Below are 23,067 nucleotides of genomic sequence, written 5' to 3'. Positions count from 1 at the left end.
CGAGGCGGCGGTTCGTACTACCGATTCGCGTCTTCGGCGAGCGACTTGATCCGCTCGAGTCGGCGGTCCCAACCGCGGGCGATGGCGTCGAGTTGGCGCGCCACCTGACTCAGTCGCGCGCCCACCGGCTCGTAGCGCACCTCGCGACCGACCTTCGCGGCCGCGACGAGCCCGACGTCGGTGAGTACTCGCAGGTGTTTGGCGATGGCCTGTCGGCTGATCGGCAATCGGTCGGCCAGCGCCGACGCCGAGGCCGGGGCGCGGGAGAGTTCGACGAGAATCTGCCACCGGCTGTCGTCGGCGAGCGCGGCGAACAACTCGACCGGCGCCTGCGTCTCGGCGTCAGGCACGGGCATCGGCCCCGGTGAAGTGCACATGGGCCAGCTCCAGTTCGAGTCGCCAGCCCTGGGAGTGATCGTCGAATCGGGAACGTTGATCGGCCTCCGGCTCGGACAGCGATGCGAATCCCGATTCGGCGACCTTCAGCAATACTCCCGAATCGGCCGGAGTCAGCCAGAATTCGACCAGCGTGGATGAGCTCGACGGGTCGTCTGCGTCGATGTGCCAGCGAAACGCCGCATACGACGGCTCATCGAGATGCACGGTCCGGAAGGCGAAGCGCCCGTGGGTCGGATCGGTGACATAGGCGATCTCACCGTCGTATTCGACCTGATGGTCGACGATGCGCTGGTCATTGATGTACCAGCCGGGCTCACTCACCAACTCCCAGACCCGCTGCGGGGATGCGTCGATGGTGATCTCACGTTCGATGCGGTCGTACTCGGTGTCCATCATGGTGTCCTCTCAGGTTTTATCTGCAACCCAAGGATTGCACATCGCACCGACCGTCTGCAACCCCAAGGTTGCATTTCTGTCGCCACGCGGTTCGTCCCCCGGGTATCGCTTCATCCGCCTGCGGCAGTGGGGCGATGAAGCGATACCCGGGGGAAGAGCGCTGAGCCCTCAGCCGAGCACGTCGACTAGTTGCCTTATCGCGAATTCGTAACCACGGATACCGAATCCGGCGATCACCCCGGACGCAAGCGGCGACACATAGGAGTGATGGCGAAACGCCTCACGCTTGTGCACATTGCTGATGTGCACCTCCATGATCGGCACCTCGGGTATCACGAGGGCATCGGCGAGTGCCACCGAGGTGTGCGTCCAAGCGGCCGGGTTGATCACGATCCCACTGATCTGACCACGCGCCTCGTGCAACCAGTCGATCATCTGACCCTCGTGATTGGTCTGCGCCGCCCGCAATCCGTAGCCGAGTTCGGCTGCGGTCCGCTCCGCCAGCGCGACGACGTCGTCGAGGGTGGCCGCACCGTAGACCTCCGGCTGCCGGACGCCCAAGGTGTTCAGATTGGGGCCGTTGAGCAGCAGAATCGGCAACGGTTCCGGGCCGGTGGCGGAGTCAGGCATGGCACCCACCATAGTTCAGCGACCTTCGGCCGAAACGGGACGCGCAAGCCCAACCGTTACCATCTCTCTTTGTGCCATCGCAGACGGTAAGACGCGCCAGGGTCGTCGCCATCATCACCGGACTGCTCGGATTCCTGATGGCACTCGCAACGCCACTGATGCCGGTTCATCAGACGACCGCCCAGATCTCCTGGCCCCAGGGCGAGCAGGTCGAGTCGGTCGCGGCACCGCTGATCAGCTACGTTCCCATCGATCTGGATGTTCGGGTGCCGTGCAGTGCAGTGGAGCAGCTCGGCGACGGCGAGTCCGTGCTGTTGTCGACGACGCCGAAGCAGGCGGAGAAATCCGGCGAGCGCGGGTTGTTCATCCGCAAGACCGGGCAGCCCGGCGATCCCGCCTCGCGGCAGACCGTCGAGGTGGTCATCCGCAACATGCCACTGGTGGCGGCGACGCTGGAGGACATCCGCGGTCAGGACTGCCGCGAGATCTCGGTGCACGCCGACGCCGAGACCGTCTCGGCCGAGTTCGTCGGGATGCGCACCGACGACGGCGAACCGCTCGACGGCACTACCGCGGGCCGCGAGTCCGACACTTACGATGCCGACCAGCGCCCGCAGGTCACCGGGTTGTTCACCGACCTCGACGGCCCGGTCGCCAGCCTGCCCGGGCTGGACGCGCACGTCACGATCGACTCGCGTTACTCCACCGCGCCGACGATCCTGAAGTGGGCGGTGCTCGTCATCGGGATCATCGCCACCCTGCTGTCGCTGGCCGCGCTCGCAGTTCTCGATTCCACCGACGGCCGACGGCACCGACGGATCCTGCCGGCGCGGTGGTGGCACCTCAACGCCCGCGACTATGTGGTCATCGGCGCGCTGGTGGTGTGGCATATGATCGGTCCCAACACTTCCGACGACGGCTACCTGCTGACGATGTCGCGGGTGGCGCAGGACACCGACTACACCGCCAACTACTTCCGCTGGTTCGGGGCGCCCGAGGCGCCGTTCGGCTGGTACTACCAAGTGTTCGGCTGGCTCAGCCACATCAGCGTGGCCAGCCCATGGATGCGCCTGCCGGCACTCTTGTGTGGCATCGGTGTGTGGCTGATCGTCAGCCACGAGGTGTTGCCGCGACTCGGGCGCGCCGCCATCACCCGTCCGTCGGTGGGCTGGACAGCCGCCTTCGTCTTCCTCATCTCCTGGTTCCCGTTCAACAACGGGCTGCGCCCCGAGCCGATCATCTGTCTCGGTGCGCTGCTCACCTGGTGTTCGGTGGAACGGGCAATCGCCACCGGCCGCATGCTGCCGGCTGCCGTCGCCTGTCTGATCGGCGCATTCAGTCTCGCCGCCGGACCCACCGGCCTGCTCGCGGTCGCCGCACTGATCGCCGGCGCCCGACCGATGATCCTGGCCCTGATCAAGCGCGCCAAAGTGATCGGTGGTGGTCGATGGTCTTATGTGGCGTTGCTCGCCCCCATCGTCGCCGCCGGCACCTTCGTGATCTTTGTGGTGTTCTCCAATCTCACGCTGCGGTCGTTCGTCGAGGCCTCGCAGATGAAGTCGGCACTTGGGCCGTCGATGCACTGGTACAACGAGATCAACCGCTACTCGTCGTTGTTCGCGTTCTCCGCCGACGGCTCCATCGACCGCCGATTCGCGGTGCTCACCATGATCCTGTCGCTGGTGGTGTCCGCGGCAATGCTGATCCGGCGCTCCCGTATCCCCGGCACCGCGCTGGGACCGTCGCGCCGGATCGTCGGGATCACCTTCGCCTCGCTGGTGTTCCTGATGTTCACGCCCACCAAGTGGACCCACCACTTCGGGGTTTTCGCCGGTCTCGCCGCGGCCCTGGCCGCGCTGGCCGCGATCGCCGTCGGACATCAGGCCATGCATTCGCGGCGCAACCGGACGTTGTTCGCCGCGCTCGTTTTGTTCGTCGCCGGCCTCGCATTCACCGCGCCGAACTCCTTCTACTACTCCTCGGCATGGGGTATGCCGTGGGGCGTCACGCAGGTGAGCTTCGGAGTGAACCTCGCGAGCCTGCTGCTCTATGCCGCGCTGCTCCTGCTGCTGCTCGCGCTCTGGTTCCACTTCCGCGAACCGTTCACCGGCACCGACCCGGCCGACGACCCGACGACCGATACCGACAGAGCCTGGTACCGCCGGATGTGGGCGCTGCTCGCATCCGCGCCACTCGCCTTCGTCTCCGCTGCCGTCGTGGTGTTCGCTCTGGTCACCGCCATGTTCGCGGGAATCCAGCAGAGTTCGTCGTACTCGGTGCCGCGTGCGAATCTGGAGGCCCTCACCGGCCAGGAGTGCGGGATGGCCGACAAGGTGTGGGTGGAAACCGACCCGAGCCGGTTCTTGCTGCAACCGGTCGACGGCTCCATCGCCGACCCCCTCGCGGGTCCGGCGACGGCGCCACCGGACGGTACCCGCCCGGCCACCACCGGGTTCACCGCCAATGGCGTGCCGGTCGATCTGGAGACCACCGCCAGCGAGGGGTCGCTGGGCGTGCTGGCGGGCAATGCGACAGACTCACCCGACGTGCTCACCGCCAACACCGGCGGCACCGGTGGCGGCGTCACGTCGCAGGCCGGGGTGAACGGCAGTTTCGCCGAGCTGCCGTTCTTCCTCGATCCGGCCACCACCCCGGTGATGGGCAGCTACTCGACCACCGATCAGGTGCCGGCCCGGCTCACCTCCGCCTGGTACGCGCTGCCCGCCGACTTCGCCGACAACCCGCTGCTGACCTTCTCGGTCGCCGGGCTCTACGACAACCCGAACCTGCTGCTGGAGTACACCACCGATCCGATCGATCCGGGTACGCGGGACGCCGAGCTTCAGGCAGAAGGCGAAACCGAACTGATCGACCCGGGCCCGCGTCCGTCGTGGCGCAATGTCCGCGTCACCACCGACTCGTTGCCGTCGGATGCGACCGCGGTGCGCATCGTCGCCACCGACGACAACCTGTCATCGGACCGCTTCATCGTGGTGACCCCGCCGCGGCTGCCGGAGATGCAGACGCTGCAGGACGTCGTCGGCCGGGAAGACCCGGTGCATGTGGACTGGACCTCCGGCCTGGTGTTCCCCTGTCAGCGTCCGTTCTCCCACGCCAACGGGGTCGCCGAGATCCCACAGTGGCGGATCAAACCGGGCGCCGACCTCGCCGCCGCGGTGTCGGCGTGGCAGGACTCCTACGGCGGCGGACCGCTGGGCTGGCTGGAGGTGTCCCAGCAACCCGAGGCGATGGCCACCTACCTGCAGGGTGACATCGGCCGCGACTGGGGTTCGCTGGAGCGCTACACCCCTTACGGCGACGTGAACACCCTCGCCGACATCGACACCGGCACCGCCACCCGCAGCGGCCTGTGGAGTCCGGCGCCGATTCGGTACTGACCCCTCACCCCACCCCCCCGGTTTTGTAGTACGAACCGTGCGGAAAGCGCAGGTTCGTACTACAAAACCGGGCGGGGGCGGGTCAGTTCCTGATCGCGCGCATCGGGCCGGGAGTCCACAGGCCGCCGTGGTCTTCTTCGGTCAGTACGAGCTCGGCGTCGACCTGGGGTTGAAGCGGGGTGAGCCGCTGCAGGCTGCCCCAGTCCTTGGCCCAGCCGTTGCGGAGATACGACGGCAGCACCACGGGCCGCAGTTCGTTCTCCACGATGCCGAGCGGACCACCGTAGTCACCGGCCATCCAGCGCCGTGAGTTCACCCGCTCACCTTCGGCATCGGGCGTGATCCGCCACTGCGGGGTCTCCCACACACCATTGACCACCGTCGCCGGCCGCTGACATGGGAAGGCGAAGGCGACCTCCCAGTCCAGCAGCACCGGATCCTCGCTGCCCACCAGCGAATTCAAGGTGACCAGAGGGGTCACCCGCGGCGGTGTCACAGCCAGCCACTGGGCCGGATTGCCCGAGGTGTCCTCGGCGACGATCCGCACCACCGACGCCCGCGGCGGGGCCTGATCCCGCGGGAACCGCAGGTTGCGCCATTCGGGGTCGTTGCCGATGTCCAACGGCACCATCGATGCCACGGTGGTGACCCGGCCGTCCGATTCGACGCGACCGAATTCCAGTCGCAGCTTCTGCCCCGGATGGGTGACGGCCAGTTCGTCGACGTATTCGATGGTCCCGGCCACCGAAATGGTGACCAGCGGTGTGTCATCGGATCGCTCCGGCAACTGATACCAGTCGGACGTGAGTTGCCCACGCCCGGTGGGAGTTCCGTAGGTTCCCAACACCGGTACCCGGCTCTGGTCCAGACCGAACGGCAGCCGCACCGATGATCCGTTGACCCCGCGGGTCGCGGTGGTGCCGCCCCCGGTGTCCGCCGATCCCGCCGTACCGCTGGGTTCGGACTGGGCATCGGTGGGATCGGTCTGGGTCCGGTCGACGCCACTGGCGGTGGTGTCGGCTTCTGCTTCGCTCTCCAGATGCGCGGAGACCCCGTTCGGATCGAATCCTTCCATCGAACCGGTGCCTGCGCCGGCGAGCGCACCGCCGGGAGACCGATCACTCTGTCCGGCAACACGGGCCGGCGTCAGCAGACCCTCGTTGGGATCGGCCTCCACCAGCACGGCGTCGGCAAGTGCGCACGGCTCACCCTGTATCGCGTTCAGGTTGGAACTGGCCCATGACCACGAATCGCGTTGTGTCTGATACGCCTTGGCGAACGAGACGAAGTTGAACAGCAATACGGCAGCGGAGATGATGGCCAGCGAATACGTCGGCATCCGCTGGATCAGGCTCGGCGACGAACCGGCCACCGGCTGCACACCGCTCTCGGCCGCCCGGTCGTCGCGGTAGTACTGCCAGACGCCGAGCACGGTCAGCGCCACCGCCACTGCGAGGATCGGGATGAACAACCCGATGCCCGCGACGTTGGGGGTGTCATCGGCCCACGGGATCCCGTAGCTGCCGACGTACCACCACTGGTTGCGTCCGGCGAACGCCACTGCTAGGGCGTAGGCCGCCGCGGCGGCGATGAACGTCCGGTTGCAGCGCCGCCGCATCACCTCCGGGCGCAGGAAAACGGTCGCCGCAGCTGCGAGAACACCGGTGAGACAAGCGAAAGCACCCATCTGATGGGTGGCCTTGGTGGGCACGAAGGCCAGCACGGCCACCGCACCCGCCGCGACCGCGAGCAACCGCCACAGCGGCGCCGTGGCCACCCCCGGCACTCGCCGCTTGCTGAGCAACGTGAGCACGATGATGATGGCGGCGAGGAAGGTGACGAAGATGCCGACGCGACGCGCGATCGACCCGTCGGGGGTCGGGTTAAGCAGGATGTAGTAGCGCATCGCCTCGGTCCACCATTCGTTGGTGGGGCCGACGACACCTTGCACGTCAACGCCTTCGAGGATGGTGGCCAGGGTCTGATCGACGAAGATCAGGAACAGCACGGCCAGGCCAGAGGCGAGTACCGGCATCAGCAGCGGCAGCAAGCCGTCGTCGGCGCGGCGTCGGCGCAGACGCCGCAGCAGCGGGCGCAGCGCCGCCAGCAGCGGCAGAATCGCGATCGCGCCAGCCGGGTGAATCGTCAGGGTTGCCCACGCGGCCACCACCGCCAGGGTCAGTGGGAAGAATCGCCCCGTCGCGATGGCGCGTTCCACCAGCACCCAGGTCAGCAGAATGCCCACGCTCAGTGCCGGTTCCACCCGGAGTCCATTGTTGAACGGCAGCCACACGGCCAAAAAGCCAAGTCCCGCCGCCCAATACGCTGCCCGGGAGGTGCGAACCGCCCGACCGAGACGGGGCAGCGCGAACCGGCTGATCAGGAACCAGCCGACGAGCGCGAACAACAACGGCAGCAACCGCAGCCACGGGGTGGCGGTGCTGACCTCCATCCACAGCGCCAGATAGCGGTAGTGCCAGCCGAACGGGTCCTGTGGCGCACCGAAGTAGCGGTAGTAGTTGTCCAGATAGCCGGCGTCGGGCGCCACACGCCCGACGGTCACCTGATAGCCGTCATCAGCGGTGTTGCCGCCGACGAACAGCCAACCGAACAGCACTGCGGTGATCACCCCGTCGAGCAGGGTCGGCCGCCACCACCGCGCCGGTAGGCCCAACCCGAACCGGTGCCCGTCGCGCGAGTCGAGCACCGCCAGCGCGGCCATCGAGGCGATCGTCATCACGATGCCGACGATCAGCACCAGACCCTTGAGCAGGGTCGGGCTGGTGCTGAACCGGGTGTCCACGGTGGAGGTGAACGAGAGCCCATCGGTCGGGGCGTCGGCCGGCAGATCGGTGTAGACACCGATGATCTGGGGCCGCGCGTTCGGGTCGGCGAGGTCGAACGTCGCCGGATCTCCGTCGGCGGGCACGAACCCTTCGACCGATCCGCGGGTTCCGCTGGTGTCGGAATCGATCACGATGCGGCAGTTCGCGCTCTGCGCTGCGGCGGCGCGGGGGACGTTCAGCAACACCGCGTTACGCTGCGTCACCAGCAGGCGGTCGGAGGTCGCGCGGATGAACAGGCCGACGGTGTTCGCCTCGGCACCGTTCTCGGGGACCGTCGACAGCAGCACCCCACCGGAGGGAGGCAGGTCGGAGGCGAGCGCGCACGGCACCGAGATGTCCATCGACACCGGCACATATGCGACGTTTGGCGCCGCGACGTTCTCCAGGCTGCTACTGCCGGGCTGCGGCCACTGCAGTTCGGCCTTGGTGTAGGTCACCGGTAGGAACGGCGCGAGGATCGCCAGCAGTACTCCGATCGCTCCGGCCACCACGGCGACGATCTTGGCGTTCTTCAGCTTTCGCGCCGACGGACGGCGTGCCTGCGCGTTCTCAGTCATCCTGTGCCACCACCCTGATCGCACCCGGGCGCATCCAACCCCAGGTCGACGACGTCCCGGTACTCACCCGGGCCGGCTGAGCCTCGGGCACCAACGGCGTCAGACGTCGCAGACCTCCCCAGTCCCGATACCAGTCGCCGTCGAGGTAGGTCGCCATGGTGGCCTCACGTGTCAGTGCCTCCGGGGTGGTCAGGATGCCGCCGTTGATCGCGGCCTGCCACGTCTTGGACTTCGAGTTGGTGGTGGTCTGGTCGGGCACGATGCGCCATTCGGGGATCTCGGCAACGCCGTGACGGGTTCCCATCGGATGCTGGCACGGGAATTGGCTGCCCACCGAGAGATCCAGCAGCACCGGAGTTTCTGTGCCCACCACTTCCTGCAGGGTCTGCAGTTGCGGTGCCCGAGGCGGGGTGATGGCCAGCCATTGATCGGGACTCACGTTGTTGTCGATCGCACTGATCCGCATGGCGGTGGCGTTCTCGGGTACCGCCGACATCGGGATGCGCAGGTTGCGCCACGGCCGGTTCGGCCGCTCCGGACCGGGATCGATCGGCACATATGCCTCACCGACCTGGCGGAAGCCGTCGGGGCCGTCTCCGGCTCGCCCGAACTGTACCTTCAGCGAGCGGCCGCCGCGTGGCACACCGTCGGCGTCGACCGAGAACACCGGTCCCGCCGCGGTGATCACCAGCAGTGGCGAGGAGTCGCGGGCGGGCAGTCGGTACCACATCGACGTCAGCTCGGCGATACCGTTGTCGTGCCCGTAGGTACCCAACACGGGGGTGGTCTCGGCCGACAGACCGAACGGCAGTGCGGCGGTGGAACCGTTGATTCCCTCGGGGCCGCGACCGCCGGTGGTGCCCGGGGCACCGCCGGTGACGATGAACGGCCGCGACAGGTCCCCGGAGGTGTTGATGGTACCGGCGCCGAGCGCGGTGGGGTCGGGCATCAGGTCGCCGGCCACCCCGTCCGGCCCGAAGCCGGTGGATTCGCCGGCCAGCGCGCGGGAGATGTCGTCGGTGCCGATCGGTTGCAGTGCACCACGATTCGGGTTGTCCTCAACCAGCACGTCGTCGGCCATCCCGCAGGTGTCACCGGTCAGCGCCCGCATGTTGGCACTGAACGTCGTGTAGGTGTCCGACCGCGCCACTGCGGCCTTGGCGAACAGCAGCAGTTCGACGATCACGACCAGCGTCGCGATCACCAGCATCGGCGCCGACGACACCGCTGACTGGGTGCGCGATACCGGAGCGTGATCGTCGTGGACCTTCCCCTTCTCCGCGTCCACGTCGATGCGCAGATGGAACCAGATGGCCACCGCCAGTGCGAGCGCGGTGAGTACCAAGAAGATCGACGACAGCGGGGTGCCGGCGATCGACGGCGCCTTGTCGAACCAGGAGATGCCGAAGTCGTAGGCCCAGCCCCAGGCGTTCTCCCCCGCCATGGCGAGCGCGCAGGCGAACATGAGCACCGCGATGTACATCCACAGGTTGCGCGGCGAGCGCCGCGCCGACTGGGCGACTGCCACCGTCGCCACCGCCGCCATGGCGGCACCCACCCCGGCGTAGATGCCGAATTGGACGGTCCACTTGGTGGGCGTGAACGACAGCAGCAGCACGGTCAACAGGATCGCGCCGATGACACGCCACACCGGACCCGGATCGACTCCGCGGATGTGTTTGCGCCGCAACATCACCGCCAGCGTCACGAACACCGCGGCGATCAGCAGCAACATCGGGACGCGGCGGACCAGCGAGCCGTCCTGGGTGGTCAGCGACAGGTAGTAGAACCGCAGCAGTTCCTGGTACCAGACGAGGGTGGGCCCGACGGTGTAGCGCACGCGCACCGCCTCGGCGACCGTGGCGAGGGTCTGGTCGCGGAACACCACGATCACCACCAAGGCCGCCGCCGCGGCGACCGGAGCGAGCAGTGGGAGCAGACCGTTCTCGGCTCGGCGCCGACGCACAGTGCGCAGCATGGGCCGCGATCCGGCGATGAGCAACGCGACCGCGATCAACCCGTGCGGCGCCAACGCGAGGGTCATCCCGGCGGCCAGCGCGGCGCCGGCGGCCGGCAGCATCCGGCGGGTGGCCACCGCCTGCTCCACCCCCCACCAGGTGAGCAGCGAACCGAGCACGATGATGCCTTCGCTGCGCAGTCCGCTGGCCAGCGGCATCCAGAACGCGACGAACACCGCAGCCGCGGTGAACATCGCCCACTGGGACCGGCGTACGGCGCCACCTAGTCGGGGCAGCAGGACCCGGCTGAGGATGAACCAACTGGCCAGGCCCGCGAGCAGCGCGGGCAGTCGCATCCACACACCGGCCGTCGACACCGCCTCCCAGTGCGACAAGAAGGCGTAATACCAGTCGAACGGCGCCTCGGGGATGCCGAAGAAACGGTAGTAGTTGGCGAGGTAGCCGGCGTCGGACGCGTTGCGGCCCATCGCCAGGATGTAGCCGTCGTCGGAGGATCCCGCGCCGAGGAAATGCCAGATCACCAGGGCCGCGGTGACCGCGAGGTCGGCGATCCGGGGGGCGAACAGCCGACGCAGGTCGAGTCGCCCGATCCGGCGGTGATAGCCGTGCGCGACGTCGAGGGCGGCGATGGCGACGAACGCGACGATCACCGCGAGCACTCCGATGATCATCACCAGCAGTTTGATCCACGATGGCGACGACTCGAACCGGTTGTCGACGTCGATGTGCACCGCGAGCCCGTCGTCGGCGGCCGCGCGGGTCACCGTCTCGGGATCGAGGTCGGTGAAGATGCCGGAGACCTGCGGACCGGCGGCCGGGTCGGCGGTGGCGACGATGCCGGCGCCGACAGCGCGCGCCTCGACGCCGTCGAACGACGCCCGGATGCGTAGCCGCTGGCAGTCGGCGAGCCGGTCGGACGGGATGCGCAACAACTCCTGTCCGCGCAGGACCACATCGACCCCGGTCGGTGCGGCCGTCACGAACAGCGCCTTCGCCGACGCGTCGGTACCGGCCGGCGGCATCGTCGACAACACCATCGTCGGCCCGTTGGTCGCCGCGGCGGCCAGCGTGGCACACCCGATCGTGACGTCGAGCCCAGCCGGTGTCTGTGCCACCAGCGGCGCGGTCACCGACGCGCTCGCGGCGCTCGTCAGGTCCCGGTCGGGCCAGTCGATGGCGGCGGTGCGCTCGTTCACCGGCAGCAACGGCGTCAGGACGGCGGCGAGGATCGCCACGAATCCGGCGACGGTGGCAATCGTCGCCCACGTGCGCGCCGGCAGCCGTCGGGCAGTCTCAGTCATCAGTCGGTGACCCTAATCGACAGTCCTGAAAGTACCGTGAGCCGCTCCGCGGAGATGACCGGCGGCTGCGACCGTTGACTAGGTACTCACCGCGAAGTCGCTTAGCATCAGACATCGTGCCTGTGACAGCCCCGAACGCGGCGCCCGACGCGGCGCAGCCCAGAACCAGGGTGTCCGCGGGCACCGCACGCACGGTGGCGATCGTCGCCGGCATCGTCGGGGCCGTCCTTTGTGCGATCGCCCCGTTTCTGCCGGTGGAATCCACCGACGCCTCCTTCGTCTGGCCGCAGGGTCAGCAGCTGTCGCCCGAGTCGTCGTCGGTGGTGGCCCCGCTCATCGCGCAGACACCGCAGTCCCTCGACGCCACCATCCCGTGCAGCGTGCTCGCCGCGGCGCCGGTCGGCGACGTGCTGACGACGATGCCCGCGGACGCTCCCCAGAGCAGGTCCTCGGCGCTGTATGTCACCGCCGGCCGCGACGCGGTGTCGGTCACCTTCCGTAACTCCCTGGCGGCGAGCGCACCCCGCGATCAACTGTCGCAGTGCAGTGATCTCCGTGTCTTCTCCGAGCCGTCGGGGCCCGGCGCCCAGTTCGTGGGGCTCGGTGAGCCCACCGTGCTGCCGCCGGACAAACGTCCGCAGGTCGACGGCATCTTCTCCGATCTCTCCACCGCGGAAGTCACCGCCGCAGCTCAGGACGGGTTGCGGGTGCAGGTGCAGATCGACAACCGCTACGTCAGCTCGCCGACGACCCTGAAGCTGATCGTGATGGTGCTCGCGGTGATCGCGGTGCTGGTGGCGTTGATCGCGCTCGGGTTGCTCGACCGCATCCACGGATATCACCGACGGATCGGCGTGCGCACCCGCCCACGATGGCGTATCGCGGTTCCCAGCCCTGCCGACATCGTGGTCACCGGCGTGCTGATGGTGTGGACGGTGCTCGGCGCCGGCACCGCCGATGACGGTTACATCCTCAATATGGGCCGTACCGCCGACGCCTCGGGCTACCTCGCGAACTATTACCGCTGGTACGGCATCCCCGAGGCGCCGTTCGACTGGTACTACAGCTTCCTGGCCCACTGGTCGGCCATCTCACCGTCATTGTTGTGGATGCATCTTCCGCCGCTGCTGGCGGGCCTGGCGTCGTGGTTCGTGCTCAGTCGAGTCCTGCTGCCCCGGCTCGGTGCGGCGGTGCGCCGCAGTGGCTGGGCGATTTGGGCTGCCGCGTTGGTCTTTCTCGCGTTCTGGCTGCCGTTCAACAGCGGTTTGCGCAGCGAGACGATGATCGTGCTCGGGTCCGTGCTCACCTGGTGGGCCGCCGAGCAGGCCATCGCGACCCGACGGCTGCTGCCGGCCGCGCTGGCGGCCATCGCCGCAGGCTTCACCTTGGCACTGGCCCCGCACGGCGTGATCGCAGTCGCCATCCTGCTGGTATCCGCACGACCGCTGCTGCACATCCTGCTCGACCGCCGCCGCGAGGCGGGCACCCTCGCCCTGCTGGCACCGATGGCCGCCGCCGGGTTGCTGGTGCTGATCGTGGTGTTCCGCGACCAGACGCTGGCCACTGTCGTGGAGGCGATGAAGATCCGCTACCAGGTGGGGCCGGTGATCAGCTGGCATCAGGAGTACCTGCGCTACTACTTCATCTCCGTCACCACCGACGACGGCACACTCACCCGCCGGGTGCCGGTCCTGCTCCTGCTTGCTGCGCTGATCGTGACCGTCGCCGTCCTGCTGCGCCGTACCCGCATCCGCGGAGTCGACCCCGGCCCGGCGTGGCGTCTCGTCGGCGCCGTAGGCGTCACCCTGCTGTTGCTGGCGTTCACCCCGACCAAGTGGACCATCCAATTCGGCATCTTCGCCGGGCTCGCCGCCGCGCTGGCGGCGACGGCCACCCTGGCGGTCGCGCAGTCGGCGGCGCGGTCTGCCCGCAACCTGACGGTGTTCATCTCCGGCCTGTTGTTCGCCCTGGCCGCGGCGACCGCCGGCTACAACTCGTGGCCGTTCGCCTACGAATACGGCATCTCCTGGTTCGACCGGGCCCCTGTGCTGGCCGGCCGGCCGGTGTCGACGATGTTCTTGGTCCTGGCGGTCGTCGCGGCCGCGGTCGCGGTGTGGCAGCACCTGCGTCTGGACTACGTGGAGAACAAGGGGCTCGCGCACGCCGGTGAGGGACGTGACCAGAGTCGCGCCGACCGTCGTCGACTGTTCTTGGCGTCGTCGCCGATCGCGGTGGTCGCCGGCCTGATGGTCATCGCCGAGGTGCTGGTGTTCGCCAAGGCCGCCGTCACCCGGTATCCGGCGACCACCGTGCTCGCCGAGAACATCGACGCCCTCCGCGGCAACAGCTGCGGCATGTCGGAGAAGGTCCTGGTGGAGCCGGACCCCAACTCCGGCATGCTGACGCCGGCGAACGGGCAGTCGATTACCGAGGCGTTGACCGGCTCCGATCCGGTCGGATTCACCCCGAACGGCATCCCGAACGACCTCCTGCCCGATCCGGGTAATCAGCGCCCCGGCCAGATGAACGTATCGGCCAGTTTCTCGCGCCCCTTCGCGATCACCGGCGGCCTCGGTGCCGGGACCACCGGCGGGCAGGGCCCCCGGACGGTCAACGGGTCCACTGCGGCATTGCCCTACGGCCTGGACCCGGCCACCACACCCGTCCTGGGGAGCTTCGGCTATCCGGGTCAGGCCCAGATGACCACCGGCTGGTACGAGCTGCCGGCGGTACGAGCGGTGTCGCCGCTGCTGGTGTTCAGCGTTGCCGGAGCGGTGTCCACGATCGACACCTTCGGGGTCCGTGTGTTCGGACAGAAGCTGGTGGTGCAGTTCGGGCGACCTGGACCCAATGGTGAGTTCGTCCAGGTTGGCCCCGACGTCTTGCCGATCGACCCGGGCCCGGTCATCACCAACCGGCCGTGGCGCAACCTGCGGGTCCCGATGAGCGCCGCTCCGCCGCGGGCCACCGCGATGCGACTCGAACTCGCCGACAACAATCTGGGCCGCGACCAGTTCATCGCCGTCACCCCGCCCCGCGCGCCGCGGCTACAAACCCTGCAGCGGGTCGTCGGGTCGCGGGCACCCACGCTGATCGACTTCATCGTCGCAGCCCACTTCCCGTGCCAGCGCCCGCTGCACATCGCCAACGGAGTCGCCGAGGTACCGCAGTGGCGCATCATGGGCGACTATCCGCTGACCAACTCGCAGTCGAAGACGTGGCAGGCAGGCGCCGACGGCGGCCTGCTCTCGATCTCCGAGTCGACGACATCGGCGCAGGCTGTGCCGACGTACTTGAAGGACGACTGGACGCGGGAATGGGGTGCGCTGGAACGGCTCACGCCGCTGGTCCCGGGGGCCGCCGACGTCCGGCTCGACACAACGCAATCGACGCAATGGGGCTGGTCGCGCACCGGTTCGATCAGGGTGGAGCCGCAATCCGATGACTGACACACCGACGACCGACGCGCCGTCGACCGGCACCCGTGCACCGCGCATCGATCACCGGACCGCCCGGATCGTCGCGGTGGTGGCCGGTCTGCTCGGTTTCCTCATGGCGCTCGTCACCCCGCTGCTCCCGGTGAATCAGTCCACCGCGGAACTGAACTGGCCGCAGGGAGAGCAGGTCGGTGACGTCGCCGCCCCGCTGGTGTCGTATGTACCCATCGACATGGACGTGACCGTGCCGTGCGCACTGGCGTCCGACCTGCCCGACACCGGCGGGATGCTGCTGTCCACCATCCCGGCCGGCGGGCAGGATGCGGCGGCGCGGGCCCTGATGATCCGGGCCACACAGGACGCGCTGCTCGTCACCGACCGTGACGTCGTGATCCTCAACACGCCACGCGCCGCGGCGCAGGCGAATCCGAACTGCCGCATCGTGTTCCACGCCGATGGCGACGGGGTCAACGCCCGCATCGACAACGTCACCGGCGACGGCCAACACACCTTCTCCGTCCCCGACCACGAGTTGCGCCCGCAGATCGTCGGCGTCTACACCGATCTTCCGGCGACGGCATCGCGCGAGGGACTGTCGCTGCACGCCACCATCGACACGCGCTACGTCAGCACTCCGGCGCCGCTCAAGGTCGCAGTGATCGTCCTCGGCATCCTGATGACGATCCTGTCGCTGATCGCGCTGGGCATCCTCGACCGGGCCGACGGCCGCAGCCACAAGCGGTTCCTGCCATCGGGCTGGTGGACCATCCGCGGTCCGGACATCGCGGTGTTCGCGATCCTGGCGTTCTGGTGGATCGGCGGCGCCAACACCTCCGACGACGGCTACAACTTCACCGTCGGCCGCATCGCCGGCGAAGCGGGATACGCCGACAACTACTTCCGATACTTCGGCGTCCCGCAGGATCCGTTCGGATGGCACTTCCAGGTCATCGCGGCGATGACCCATGTGAGCCTCGCCGCGCCGTGGATGCGGTTGCCGGCATTCCTGCTCGGGCTGCTCGGCTGGTGGTTGATCAGCCGAGAGGTGATCCCGCGACTCGGGCGGGCAGTGCGCAACAGCACCCCCGCGGTGTGGTCGGCCGCGTTCGTGTTCCTGGCGATCTGGTTGCCCTACAACAACGGTCTGCGGCCCGAACCGGCCGAGGCCGTCGGCGCGCTGCTCACCTGGTGCTGTGTGGAACGCGCCATCGCCACCCGGCGACTGCTGCCCTATGCCGTCGCCGTGGTGACCGCCGCGTTCACCCTCGCGCTCGCGCCGGGTGGCCTGATGGCCGTCGCGGCGTTGCTCGCCGGAATCCGGCCGGTCATCAAGACATTGGTGACGAGACGTCGGCGCGACGGACTGCTCGCGATGATCGCACCGATCCTGGCCGCCGGTACCGCGGTGCTGTACCAGATCTTCTTCGACCAGCCACTGGCCCCGCTCATCGCGGGCAACAAGGTCGCCTCCGACGTCGGGCCCACGCTGGAGTGGTGGTCGGAGCCGGTGCGCTACTACTACCTGATACTGCCGACCGCCGACGGCACGCTCGCCCGCCGATTCGGTGTGCTGATAATGATCTTGTGCCTGGTGGTGGTGTTGCTGCGGCTACTGCGCCGCGAGCACCCCAACGGTGTTGCCCGCGCACCGATCTGGCGACTCATCGCAGTGACGCTGGGCACCATGTTCTTCATCGCGTTCACCCCCACCAAATGGACCCACCACTTCGGTGTGTACGCCGGCATCGCGGCCGGTCTGGCCGCGGCGGCCGGCGCAATGATGGCACCGGCAATACTCCGGTCACGCCGCAACCGCACCTTCTTCGCCGCCGCAGTCCTCGCGGTCACCGCGATCTCGTTCACCGGAACCAACGGCTGGTGGTTTGTCGGCAGTTTCGGTGTGCCGTGGTGGGATCGGCCACCGTCGATCGCCGGGATCAAGGTGGGCTGGGCCATCCTGGTGATCGCGGTGGTGACCGCGTTGGTCGGTCTGTGGTACCACTTCCGCGACGACTACGTCGACGAGCAGACCCGCACCCGCGGCGGCTCCGGATGGTTGTCGAAGCTGAAGTTCTCACCCCTACCGGTGATCTCGGCGTTCATGGTGATATTCATGATCCTGTCCTTCGTCAAGGGCGCCTACGAACAACGCGACAGTTGGTCGTGGCTGAAATCCAACGCGCGGGCGTTGACCGGCAACGAGTGCGCCCTGGCCAACGACGTGCTGGTGGAGGCAGACCCGAACACCGGGTTGTTGCTCCCGGCGGCCGTGGACGGTCGCGCGGCACCGGATATCTCGGCGGCGCTCGCCGGCTCGACCAACCCGCCCGGCTTCACCCCGAACGGCGTCCCCAACCGCCTGTCGATCGATTCCACCGAGGACGCCGACACCGCAACGACGTCAGCACAGAACACGGCCCAGACCGGTGCCGGCGCCGACGAATCCACCGAGACCAGCGAATCCGCGCAGGGCGGCACGGAGGGTGGTCAAGGCGTCCGCGGCGTCAACGGCTCCACCGTGAGCCTGCCGTTCGGTCTGAACCCGGCCAACACCCCGGTGCTGGGCAGCTATGGTTCGCCCGCCGGCACCGGATCACTGACCACCGACTGGTACCAACTCCCGGCCCGCAGCGCCGACGCCCCGCTGCTGACGATCGCGGCGGCCGGTTCGGTGGAGGCCGTCGACGGATTGGGGGTCGTACATTCCGGCCAGCAGGTGAACGTGCAATTCGGTCGCACCGAGGCCGACGGCAGTGTCACCCCGGTCGGGATGATGTCGCCGATCGACATCGGCGAGGTACCCATCTGGCGCAACCTGCGCTACCCGCTCGCCGATGCCCCACCACGGGCGGATGTGGTGCGAGTAGAGGTGCGCGACAGCGCCGGTGCGCCCTCGGAGTGGGTGGCCATCACGCCACCACGCGTCACCACCTTGCAGACACTCAACGACGTCGTGGGCACCACCGATCCGGTGTTCATCGACTGGCTTCCAGGGTTCGTGTTCCCCTGTCAGCAGCCGATGGCGGTGTCCGACGGTGTGCTCGAGGTGCCGCAGTGGCGGATCATGCCCGACGCCGAGGCCACCCGGAAGAACAGCCAGACCTGGATGTCGGGCAAGGCCGGCGGACCGCTGGGCATCACCGAGGCGATGCTCAAACCGACCCTGCTCCCGACCTACCTGCGCAACAACTGGGGTCGCGACTGGGGCGGGCTCCAGCGGTTCACCGAGATCGCCCCGGCACCGCCGGCCGAACTCGATCTGGGAACGGCGCGCCGCTCGGGACTGTACGACCCGGCGCCGATGCGGTCGAGTGGTTACTGACGGTCGATCTCGATACGCCACTCACTTCGTTCGCGGCTACTCGATCAGCAGGAGATACCCCACTCACTTCGTTCGCGGCTACTCAATCAGCAGGACGCCCCAACCGCTGGTCGAGTAGGCCGAGCCGCTGGGTCAGGGCCGTATCGAGACCCGCCGGCGCATCACGGTTATGTCTACGGAATGTTGCGGTTTGTGCCGGTTTTCGGCACAAACCGCATTGTCGGTGCCCATGATGGGGCATGGCCACCGTCGACCACTACCAGCACGCGCATGTCGCGGATGTCCGTGCATCCCGGCACCGTCGCCGCATCCGCCGCACCGGCGACTTGGTGACAGGACTGGGCCCCACCATCGCCGGCGCCAACGTCATCATGCAGCTGGCGAACCCCAGGGTCGGGTACGGCGTGGTGGAGAGCCGTGTGGATTCGGGCAGCGCGGTCAAGCACCCGATCAAGCGCAGCCGGACCACCGGCACCTTCCTGGCCGTCGCCCTGCTCGGCGACGACGACGACCGGCGCTACGTCCATGACGAGCTGAAGCGAGTCCATGATCTGGTGTACTCCACTGCCGAGAGTCCGGTCCGATACAGCGCCAACGACTCCCGGCTCCAACTGTGGGTGGCGATCTGTCTGCTCAAGTACTTCATCGACCAGTACGAGCTGCTCTACGGCCGCCTCACCGTGGCAGAGAAGGAACGCATCATCACCGACGCCCGGTGGCTGGGCACCACCCTCAACGTCCGGCCCGACCAGTGGCCGTCGAGTTACCGGCAATTGCAGGAGTACTGGGACGATCAGCTCGGCGACATGACCATCGACCCACCGGTGCGCGATCTGCTCCAACAACTCTCGGATCTGTCGTTCCTGCGCCATCGCTTCGGCACCGCGGGCACGGTGGCGCACAAAGTACTCGGCCGGCCGATGAACTACCTGATCAATGCGGGGCTGCCACCCGAGTTCCGCGACATGATGCAGTGGCGATGGGGCCCCGGCGATGAGCGGCTCTATGCACGGACGCTGCGCGTGGCCCGCGCGCTCGATCCTGCGACCGGCCGACTCATGCGGGGCATGCTGTTCACCTATGTGCTCGACATGCGGTTACGACGGCGGTTGGGGCTGAAGGTGTTCTGACGGTCACGTTTGGCGCGGCTCGCCGCCGAGCACCTCGATTGCGCACCGTGGTCCGTGCGCTCGTGCCAGGCGGGCGTCCATCGTGAGGAGCGTGGCGTCCATGGCCTCCGCGAGCGTGACGTAGAACGCATCCCAGCCGCGAACCGAATCGCGCAGCTCCCACACCCTGTCGAGCATCCACCGATGTGAGTGCCGGTCACCCGGCCAGTCCCGAAGGTCGTCGACCGCCAACGCGGCCGCCGTCTCGTCGAGTCGTCCTCGAAGATATTGCGCGCGAATGACTCCGAGCACCTCAACATCGATCACCTCGGGAGCGGTATGGTCGGTGTCCGACGCGAGGCGTGCGCGGATGTCGTCGGCCCGTGGGGTATCGGCGACCACCTCGAACAGGCACGACGCGTCAACGACGAGCATCCGGCCACTGCCCCCGCCAGTTGTCGAGCGCATCCAACGCTTCTGCGGTCGAGATCTGCGATGGGCGCCGCGCGGTGCGGCGCAGCCATTCGGCCACCGACGGACGTGACGCCATGCGGGTGGCCTCACGTCGGAGCAACTCCGGCACACTGACCCCCTCCTCCGCGGCGCGACGTGACAGCGCGGCGTACACATCGTCGTCGATGTCACGAATCTGCACGGTTTTGGGCATGTGTGCATGTTAACATGCGTTCTTGCATCACTGCAGGTAGGGCCGCCCTTCGTGACACTCGCAAGTTCGCTCCTCAGGGAGCGGGTGGCCATGCTGAGGCAACCTTTGCCTTGCTTGCGTGAATCGTCCTGCGCCAGTTGAGTTGACCCATGACCGTCGACCACGAGCATCAGCACCGCAACGAGCCCCACCGCGGATCGCTGGCCAACCGGCTCAACTGGCTGCGGGCAGGCGTCCTGGGCGCCAATGACGGCATCGTGTCCACCGCAGGCATCGTGGTGGGTGTCGCCGCCGCCACCGCCGACCGGGGCGCCATCTTCACCGCCGGCGTTGCCGGCCTGGCTGCGGGCGCGGTGTCGATGGCGCTCGGCGAGTACGTCTCGGTGAGCACCCAGCGCGACAGCGAGGAGACGTTGCTGGCCAAGGAGCGTCGCGAGCTCGCCGAGCAACCCGACGAGGAGTTCGACGAGCTCGTCGGACTGTACGAGGCCAAGGGCCTGAGCCACGAGACCGCGAGCCGCGTCGCCTCCGAGCTCACCGAGAACGACGCCTTCGAAGCCCACGCCGAGGTCGAGTTGGGCATCGATCCTCACGAGCTGACCAACCCGTGGCAGGCCGCCGCGTCGTCGGCGATCTCGTTCACCATCGGCGCCTTACTACCCCTGATCGCGATCCTCGTGCCCACACCGTCCTGGCGCATCCCGGTCGCCTTCGTGGCCGTACTGGTGGCGTTGGCACTGACCGGCGCGACGGGCGCGACGCTGGGCGGCTCGCGTCCGTGGCGTCCGATGGTGCGGGTGGTGATCGGTGGCGCGATCGCGATGATCGTGACCTTCGCGATCGGGCGACTGGTGGGCACGGCCGTCGTCTAACCGGGTACTCAGCTCATTCGGCACCGTTACCGCTCCGTGACCATCGGTCTCGGTTGAGTTGCCGATCACGGTCGAAGGTCGTTGGAACCGAGGAAGGTTCCTAACGTCGGGGACATGACTTCATTCACCGCTCCCGGATTGTCCGTCGAATCAGCAACCACCGTGTCCGATACCTTGCAGGAACGGCTCAGCGCGCTCAACGATCTGCACCTCACGCTCAAGCACATCCACTGGAATGTGGTCGGCGCCAACTTCATCGGGGTGCACGAGATGATCGACCCGCAGGTGGACCTCGTCCGCGGCTACGCCGACACGCTCGCCGAGCGCATCGCCACGCTGGGCTCGTCCCCGCGCGGCACCGCCAAGGCCATCGAGGACGACCGTTCGTGGGGCGACTATTCGATCGGCCGCGATACCGCGCAGGCCCATCTCGGTGCGCTCGACCTGGTCTACGACGGCTTCATCACCTCACACCGTTCCGCGATCGAGAAGATCGGCAAGATCGACCCGATCACCGAGGACATCCTCATCGGCCAGACTGCCGAACTCGAGAAGTTCCAGTGGTTCGTCCGCGCCCACCTGGAGAGCTACACCGGCGAGCTGGCCAACGCCGGCCAGTCCAGCGAGTCCGCTGCCGCGGAGGCCGCTCGCACCGCCAACTGATCGCCGCCCGCCTTCAGGTGGCCGATGCCCGCTGCCGGCCCTCCAGCCAGCCTCCGCTCGACCGGGGAGCCGGCACCACCTTTGTTATCCTGGCCGCAGAGCAGCATGCTTGCATGTTTGCACTGCACAGGATGTGAAAAAGACCGCATCCTCCCACTTCATCTCGGAGCATTCACAGCTCTGACGGGAGGCGCCCGATGATCGCTGTTACCGCATGACCCCCGAGGTCAGGCAGGCACCGGCCACCGAGGGCGGGTTCACCCTGTTCGAGGATCTGGAGCTCTACATGCAGTTCGCGCCGGTGTGCCGGCTCACCGACGGTGCCCTCGCGGCCGTCGAACTGCAACTCCGCGGCCCCTCCGGTACCCGGTTGGGGACCGCGGATGCGCTGCGTCGAGCCGCTCGGTTGATGGAGCAGCATCACGTCCTGGACCGTCGACGACGTGAGCTGGCCCGCAGCGCGCGGGCACAGTCGGTGGCCAAGATCCTGCCGATGCTGGTCGGGATGGATCTCGAATTGTTCGACGAACTCGGCGACGACACCGTTGAGGTGCTCGAGCGCCACGTGATGGTGGTCCTGCCGAGCGCTGTGGAACGCAGCCCACAACGCACCCTCGCCCGTGTGGCCCGAGCACGGGCTGCCGGCAAGGTGATCTGCGTCGACGGGTTGAGCAGCAGCGACCACGCCGCGACGCTGCTGACGCTGATCGAACCCGACATCGTGATCACTTCGGCCGAACTGCTGAATCAGAACTCCAACCCGGAATCGGCCCAGCTCGCGCACACCCTGGCCGCGCACACCGAACGCAGTCAGGCGGTCGTGGTGGCCGAGGGCGTCGACGACGAGGCGCGCCGGGTCATCGCCATGACGATGGGTGCATCATTCGGCATAGGGGCCCTGTATCCCTCGGTCGAGAACCCCGAGTCGCTGGCCACTTCCACGATCGTGCCGCTGCCGGAGCTGCCGGTGTGGTCTACGCCGGCACCTGACCAACAGACGCCCTACGCCATCGCCGCAACCTCGCTCACGCCCCGTCTTGGTGACAAGCGGCTGCTGATCGAGATGAGCAAGGCACTCGAGCACCAGGCCGCGATCGGTGGCGCCTCGATTGTGCTGGGCACCTTCCAACACGCCGACCACTTCACCCGCCGCACCGCGGACCGGTGGCGTGACATGTCGGAGCAGACCGGGCTTGCCGGTGTGTACGGCGTGGGACTGCCGGATGTCCGGGACGGCAACGTCCACCGCGCACCGCTCGACCCCGACGATGACCTGGTCAACGAATGGAACGTCGCCGTACTCGGACCCCACTTCGCCGCACTTTTATCTGCGCGCGATCTACACAGCGGCGCAAGCGATCTCGACCGCACCTTCGACTTCGTGCAGAGCTACGACCGGCTCACCGTCACCCAAGCCGTGCACTCGATTCTGCGGCGATTCGACTGACTCGTACCCGTCCCGTGTCCGGCGGGATCACCGGTGGACGCCGC

At 67.8% G+C, this 23,067-nt stretch carries 14 protein-coding genes; 7 read left to right on the top strand and 7 right to left on the bottom strand.

All coding sequences use genetic code 11. From position 1 onward, the window contains the following. Window positions 1–17: 17 nt before the first annotated feature. The 3 genes from ACIGKQ_RS10305 to aroQ all read right to left on the bottom strand — a co-directional run bounded on the left by ACIGKQ_RS10305 (window position 18) and on the right by aroQ (window position 1,425). Window positions 18–356 carry an ArsR/SmtB family transcription factor gene (locus ACIGKQ_RS10305; protein ID WP_396573508.1) on the bottom strand — a complete coding sequence of 113 codons (339 nt, stop codon included), beginning with the start codon at window positions 354–356 and terminating at the stop codon, window positions 18–20. Beyond that, complete coding sequence (locus ACIGKQ_RS10300; protein WP_396573507.1) at window positions 343–795, bottom strand: SRPBCC domain-containing protein; 453 nt, start codon at window positions 793–795, stop codon at window positions 343–345. The genes ACIGKQ_RS10305 and ACIGKQ_RS10300 overlap by 14 nt, the downstream gene beginning before the upstream one ends. 168 nt (window positions 796–963) lie before the next feature. Further along, window positions 964–1,425 carry a type II 3-dehydroquinate dehydratase gene (aroQ, locus tag ACIGKQ_RS10295; RefSeq protein WP_235723330.1) on the bottom strand — a complete coding sequence of 154 codons (462 nt, stop codon included), beginning with the start codon at window positions 1,423–1,425 and terminating at the stop codon, window positions 964–966. 71 nt (window positions 1,426–1,496) lie between these two features. Here aroQ and ACIGKQ_RS10290 point away from each other — a divergent pair, with 71 nt between their 5' ends. Beyond that, window positions 1,497–4,823, top strand: a complete 3,327-nt coding sequence (locus ACIGKQ_RS10290) for an arabinosyltransferase domain-containing protein (RefSeq protein WP_396573506.1) — start codon at window positions 1,497–1,499, stop codon at window positions 4,821–4,823. 82 nt (window positions 4,824–4,905) lie between these two features. On the opposite strand, the gene ACIGKQ_RS10285 is transcribed toward ACIGKQ_RS10290, so the two are convergent. Both ACIGKQ_RS10285 and ACIGKQ_RS10280 read right to left on the bottom strand, forming a co-directional pair. Further along, complete coding sequence (locus ACIGKQ_RS10285) at window positions 4,906–8,226, bottom strand: arabinosyltransferase domain-containing protein (RefSeq protein WP_396573505.1); 3,321 nt, start codon at window positions 8,224–8,226, stop codon at window positions 4,906–4,908. Beyond that, complete coding sequence (locus ACIGKQ_RS10280) at window positions 8,219–11,506, bottom strand: arabinosyltransferase domain-containing protein (protein ID WP_396573503.1); 3,288 nt, start codon at window positions 11,504–11,506, stop codon at window positions 8,219–8,221. Before ACIGKQ_RS10280 ends, ACIGKQ_RS10285 begins: the two co-directional genes overlap by 8 nt. A gap of 116 nt (window positions 11,507–11,622) precedes the next feature. Between ACIGKQ_RS10280 and ACIGKQ_RS10275 the strand changes: the two genes are divergently transcribed. From ACIGKQ_RS10275 to ACIGKQ_RS10265, 3 genes are all read left to right on the top strand, one after another. Continuing rightward, the gene (locus ACIGKQ_RS10275) at window positions 11,623–14,955 is read left to right on the top strand and encodes an arabinosyltransferase domain-containing protein (RefSeq protein WP_396573502.1); all 3,333 of its coding nucleotides are present in this window, start codon (window positions 11,623–11,625) and stop codon (window positions 14,953–14,955) included. Beyond that, window positions 14,948–18,265 carry an arabinosyltransferase domain-containing protein gene (locus ACIGKQ_RS10270; protein WP_396573501.1) on the top strand — a complete coding sequence of 1,106 codons (3,318 nt, stop codon included), beginning with the start codon at window positions 14,948–14,950 and terminating at the stop codon, window positions 18,263–18,265. The genes ACIGKQ_RS10275 and ACIGKQ_RS10270 overlap by 8 nt, the downstream gene beginning before the upstream one ends. 239 nt (window positions 18,266–18,504) lie before the next feature. Further along, window positions 18,505–19,395: an oxygenase MpaB family protein gene (locus ACIGKQ_RS10265; protein ID WP_396573500.1), complete on the top strand. Its 891-nt coding sequence runs from the start codon at window positions 18,505–18,507 to the stop codon at window positions 19,393–19,395. A 3-nt stretch (window positions 19,396–19,398) separates the two neighbouring features. On the opposite strand, the gene ACIGKQ_RS10260 is transcribed toward ACIGKQ_RS10265, so the two are convergent. Continuing rightward, window positions 19,399–19,809 (bottom strand): type II toxin-antitoxin system VapC family toxin, encoded by a 411-nt coding sequence (locus ACIGKQ_RS10260; protein WP_287016519.1) that lies wholly within the window; start codon window positions 19,807–19,809, stop codon window positions 19,399–19,401. Beyond that, window positions 19,796–20,041 (bottom strand): FitA-like ribbon-helix-helix domain-containing protein, encoded by a 246-nt coding sequence (locus tag ACIGKQ_RS10255; protein ID WP_235723322.1) that lies wholly within the window; start codon window positions 20,039–20,041, stop codon window positions 19,796–19,798. Before ACIGKQ_RS10255 ends, ACIGKQ_RS10260 begins: the two co-directional genes overlap by 14 nt. 149 nt (window positions 20,042–20,190) lie before the next feature. Here ACIGKQ_RS10255 and ACIGKQ_RS10250 point away from each other — a divergent pair, with 149 nt between their 5' ends. From ACIGKQ_RS10250 to ACIGKQ_RS10240, 3 genes are all read left to right on the top strand, one after another. After that, window positions 20,191–20,913 carry a VIT family protein gene (locus ACIGKQ_RS10250; RefSeq protein WP_235723321.1) on the top strand — a complete coding sequence of 241 codons (723 nt, stop codon included), beginning with the start codon at window positions 20,191–20,193 and terminating at the stop codon, window positions 20,911–20,913. Between the two features lie 114 nt (window positions 20,914–21,027). Next, the gene (locus ACIGKQ_RS10245; RefSeq protein WP_235723320.1) at window positions 21,028–21,576 is read left to right on the top strand and encodes a Dps family protein; all 549 of its coding nucleotides are present in this window, start codon (window positions 21,028–21,030) and stop codon (window positions 21,574–21,576) included. 214 nt (window positions 21,577–21,790) lie between these two features. Next, complete coding sequence (locus ACIGKQ_RS10240) at window positions 21,791–23,023, top strand: DICT sensory domain-containing protein (RefSeq protein WP_396573497.1); 1,233 nt, start codon at window positions 21,791–21,793, stop codon at window positions 23,021–23,023. Window positions 23,024–23,067: the final 44 nt, after the last annotated feature.

Source organism: Gordonia sp. NPDC062954 (genome assembly GCF_044543825.1).
Taxonomy (GTDB): domain Bacteria; phylum Actinomycetota; class Actinomycetes; order Mycobacteriales; family Mycobacteriaceae; genus Gordonia; species Gordonia tangerina.
The sequence above is the reverse complement of the archived record's forward strand: the minus strand, read 5'-3'. Positions and strand labels throughout refer to the sequence as shown.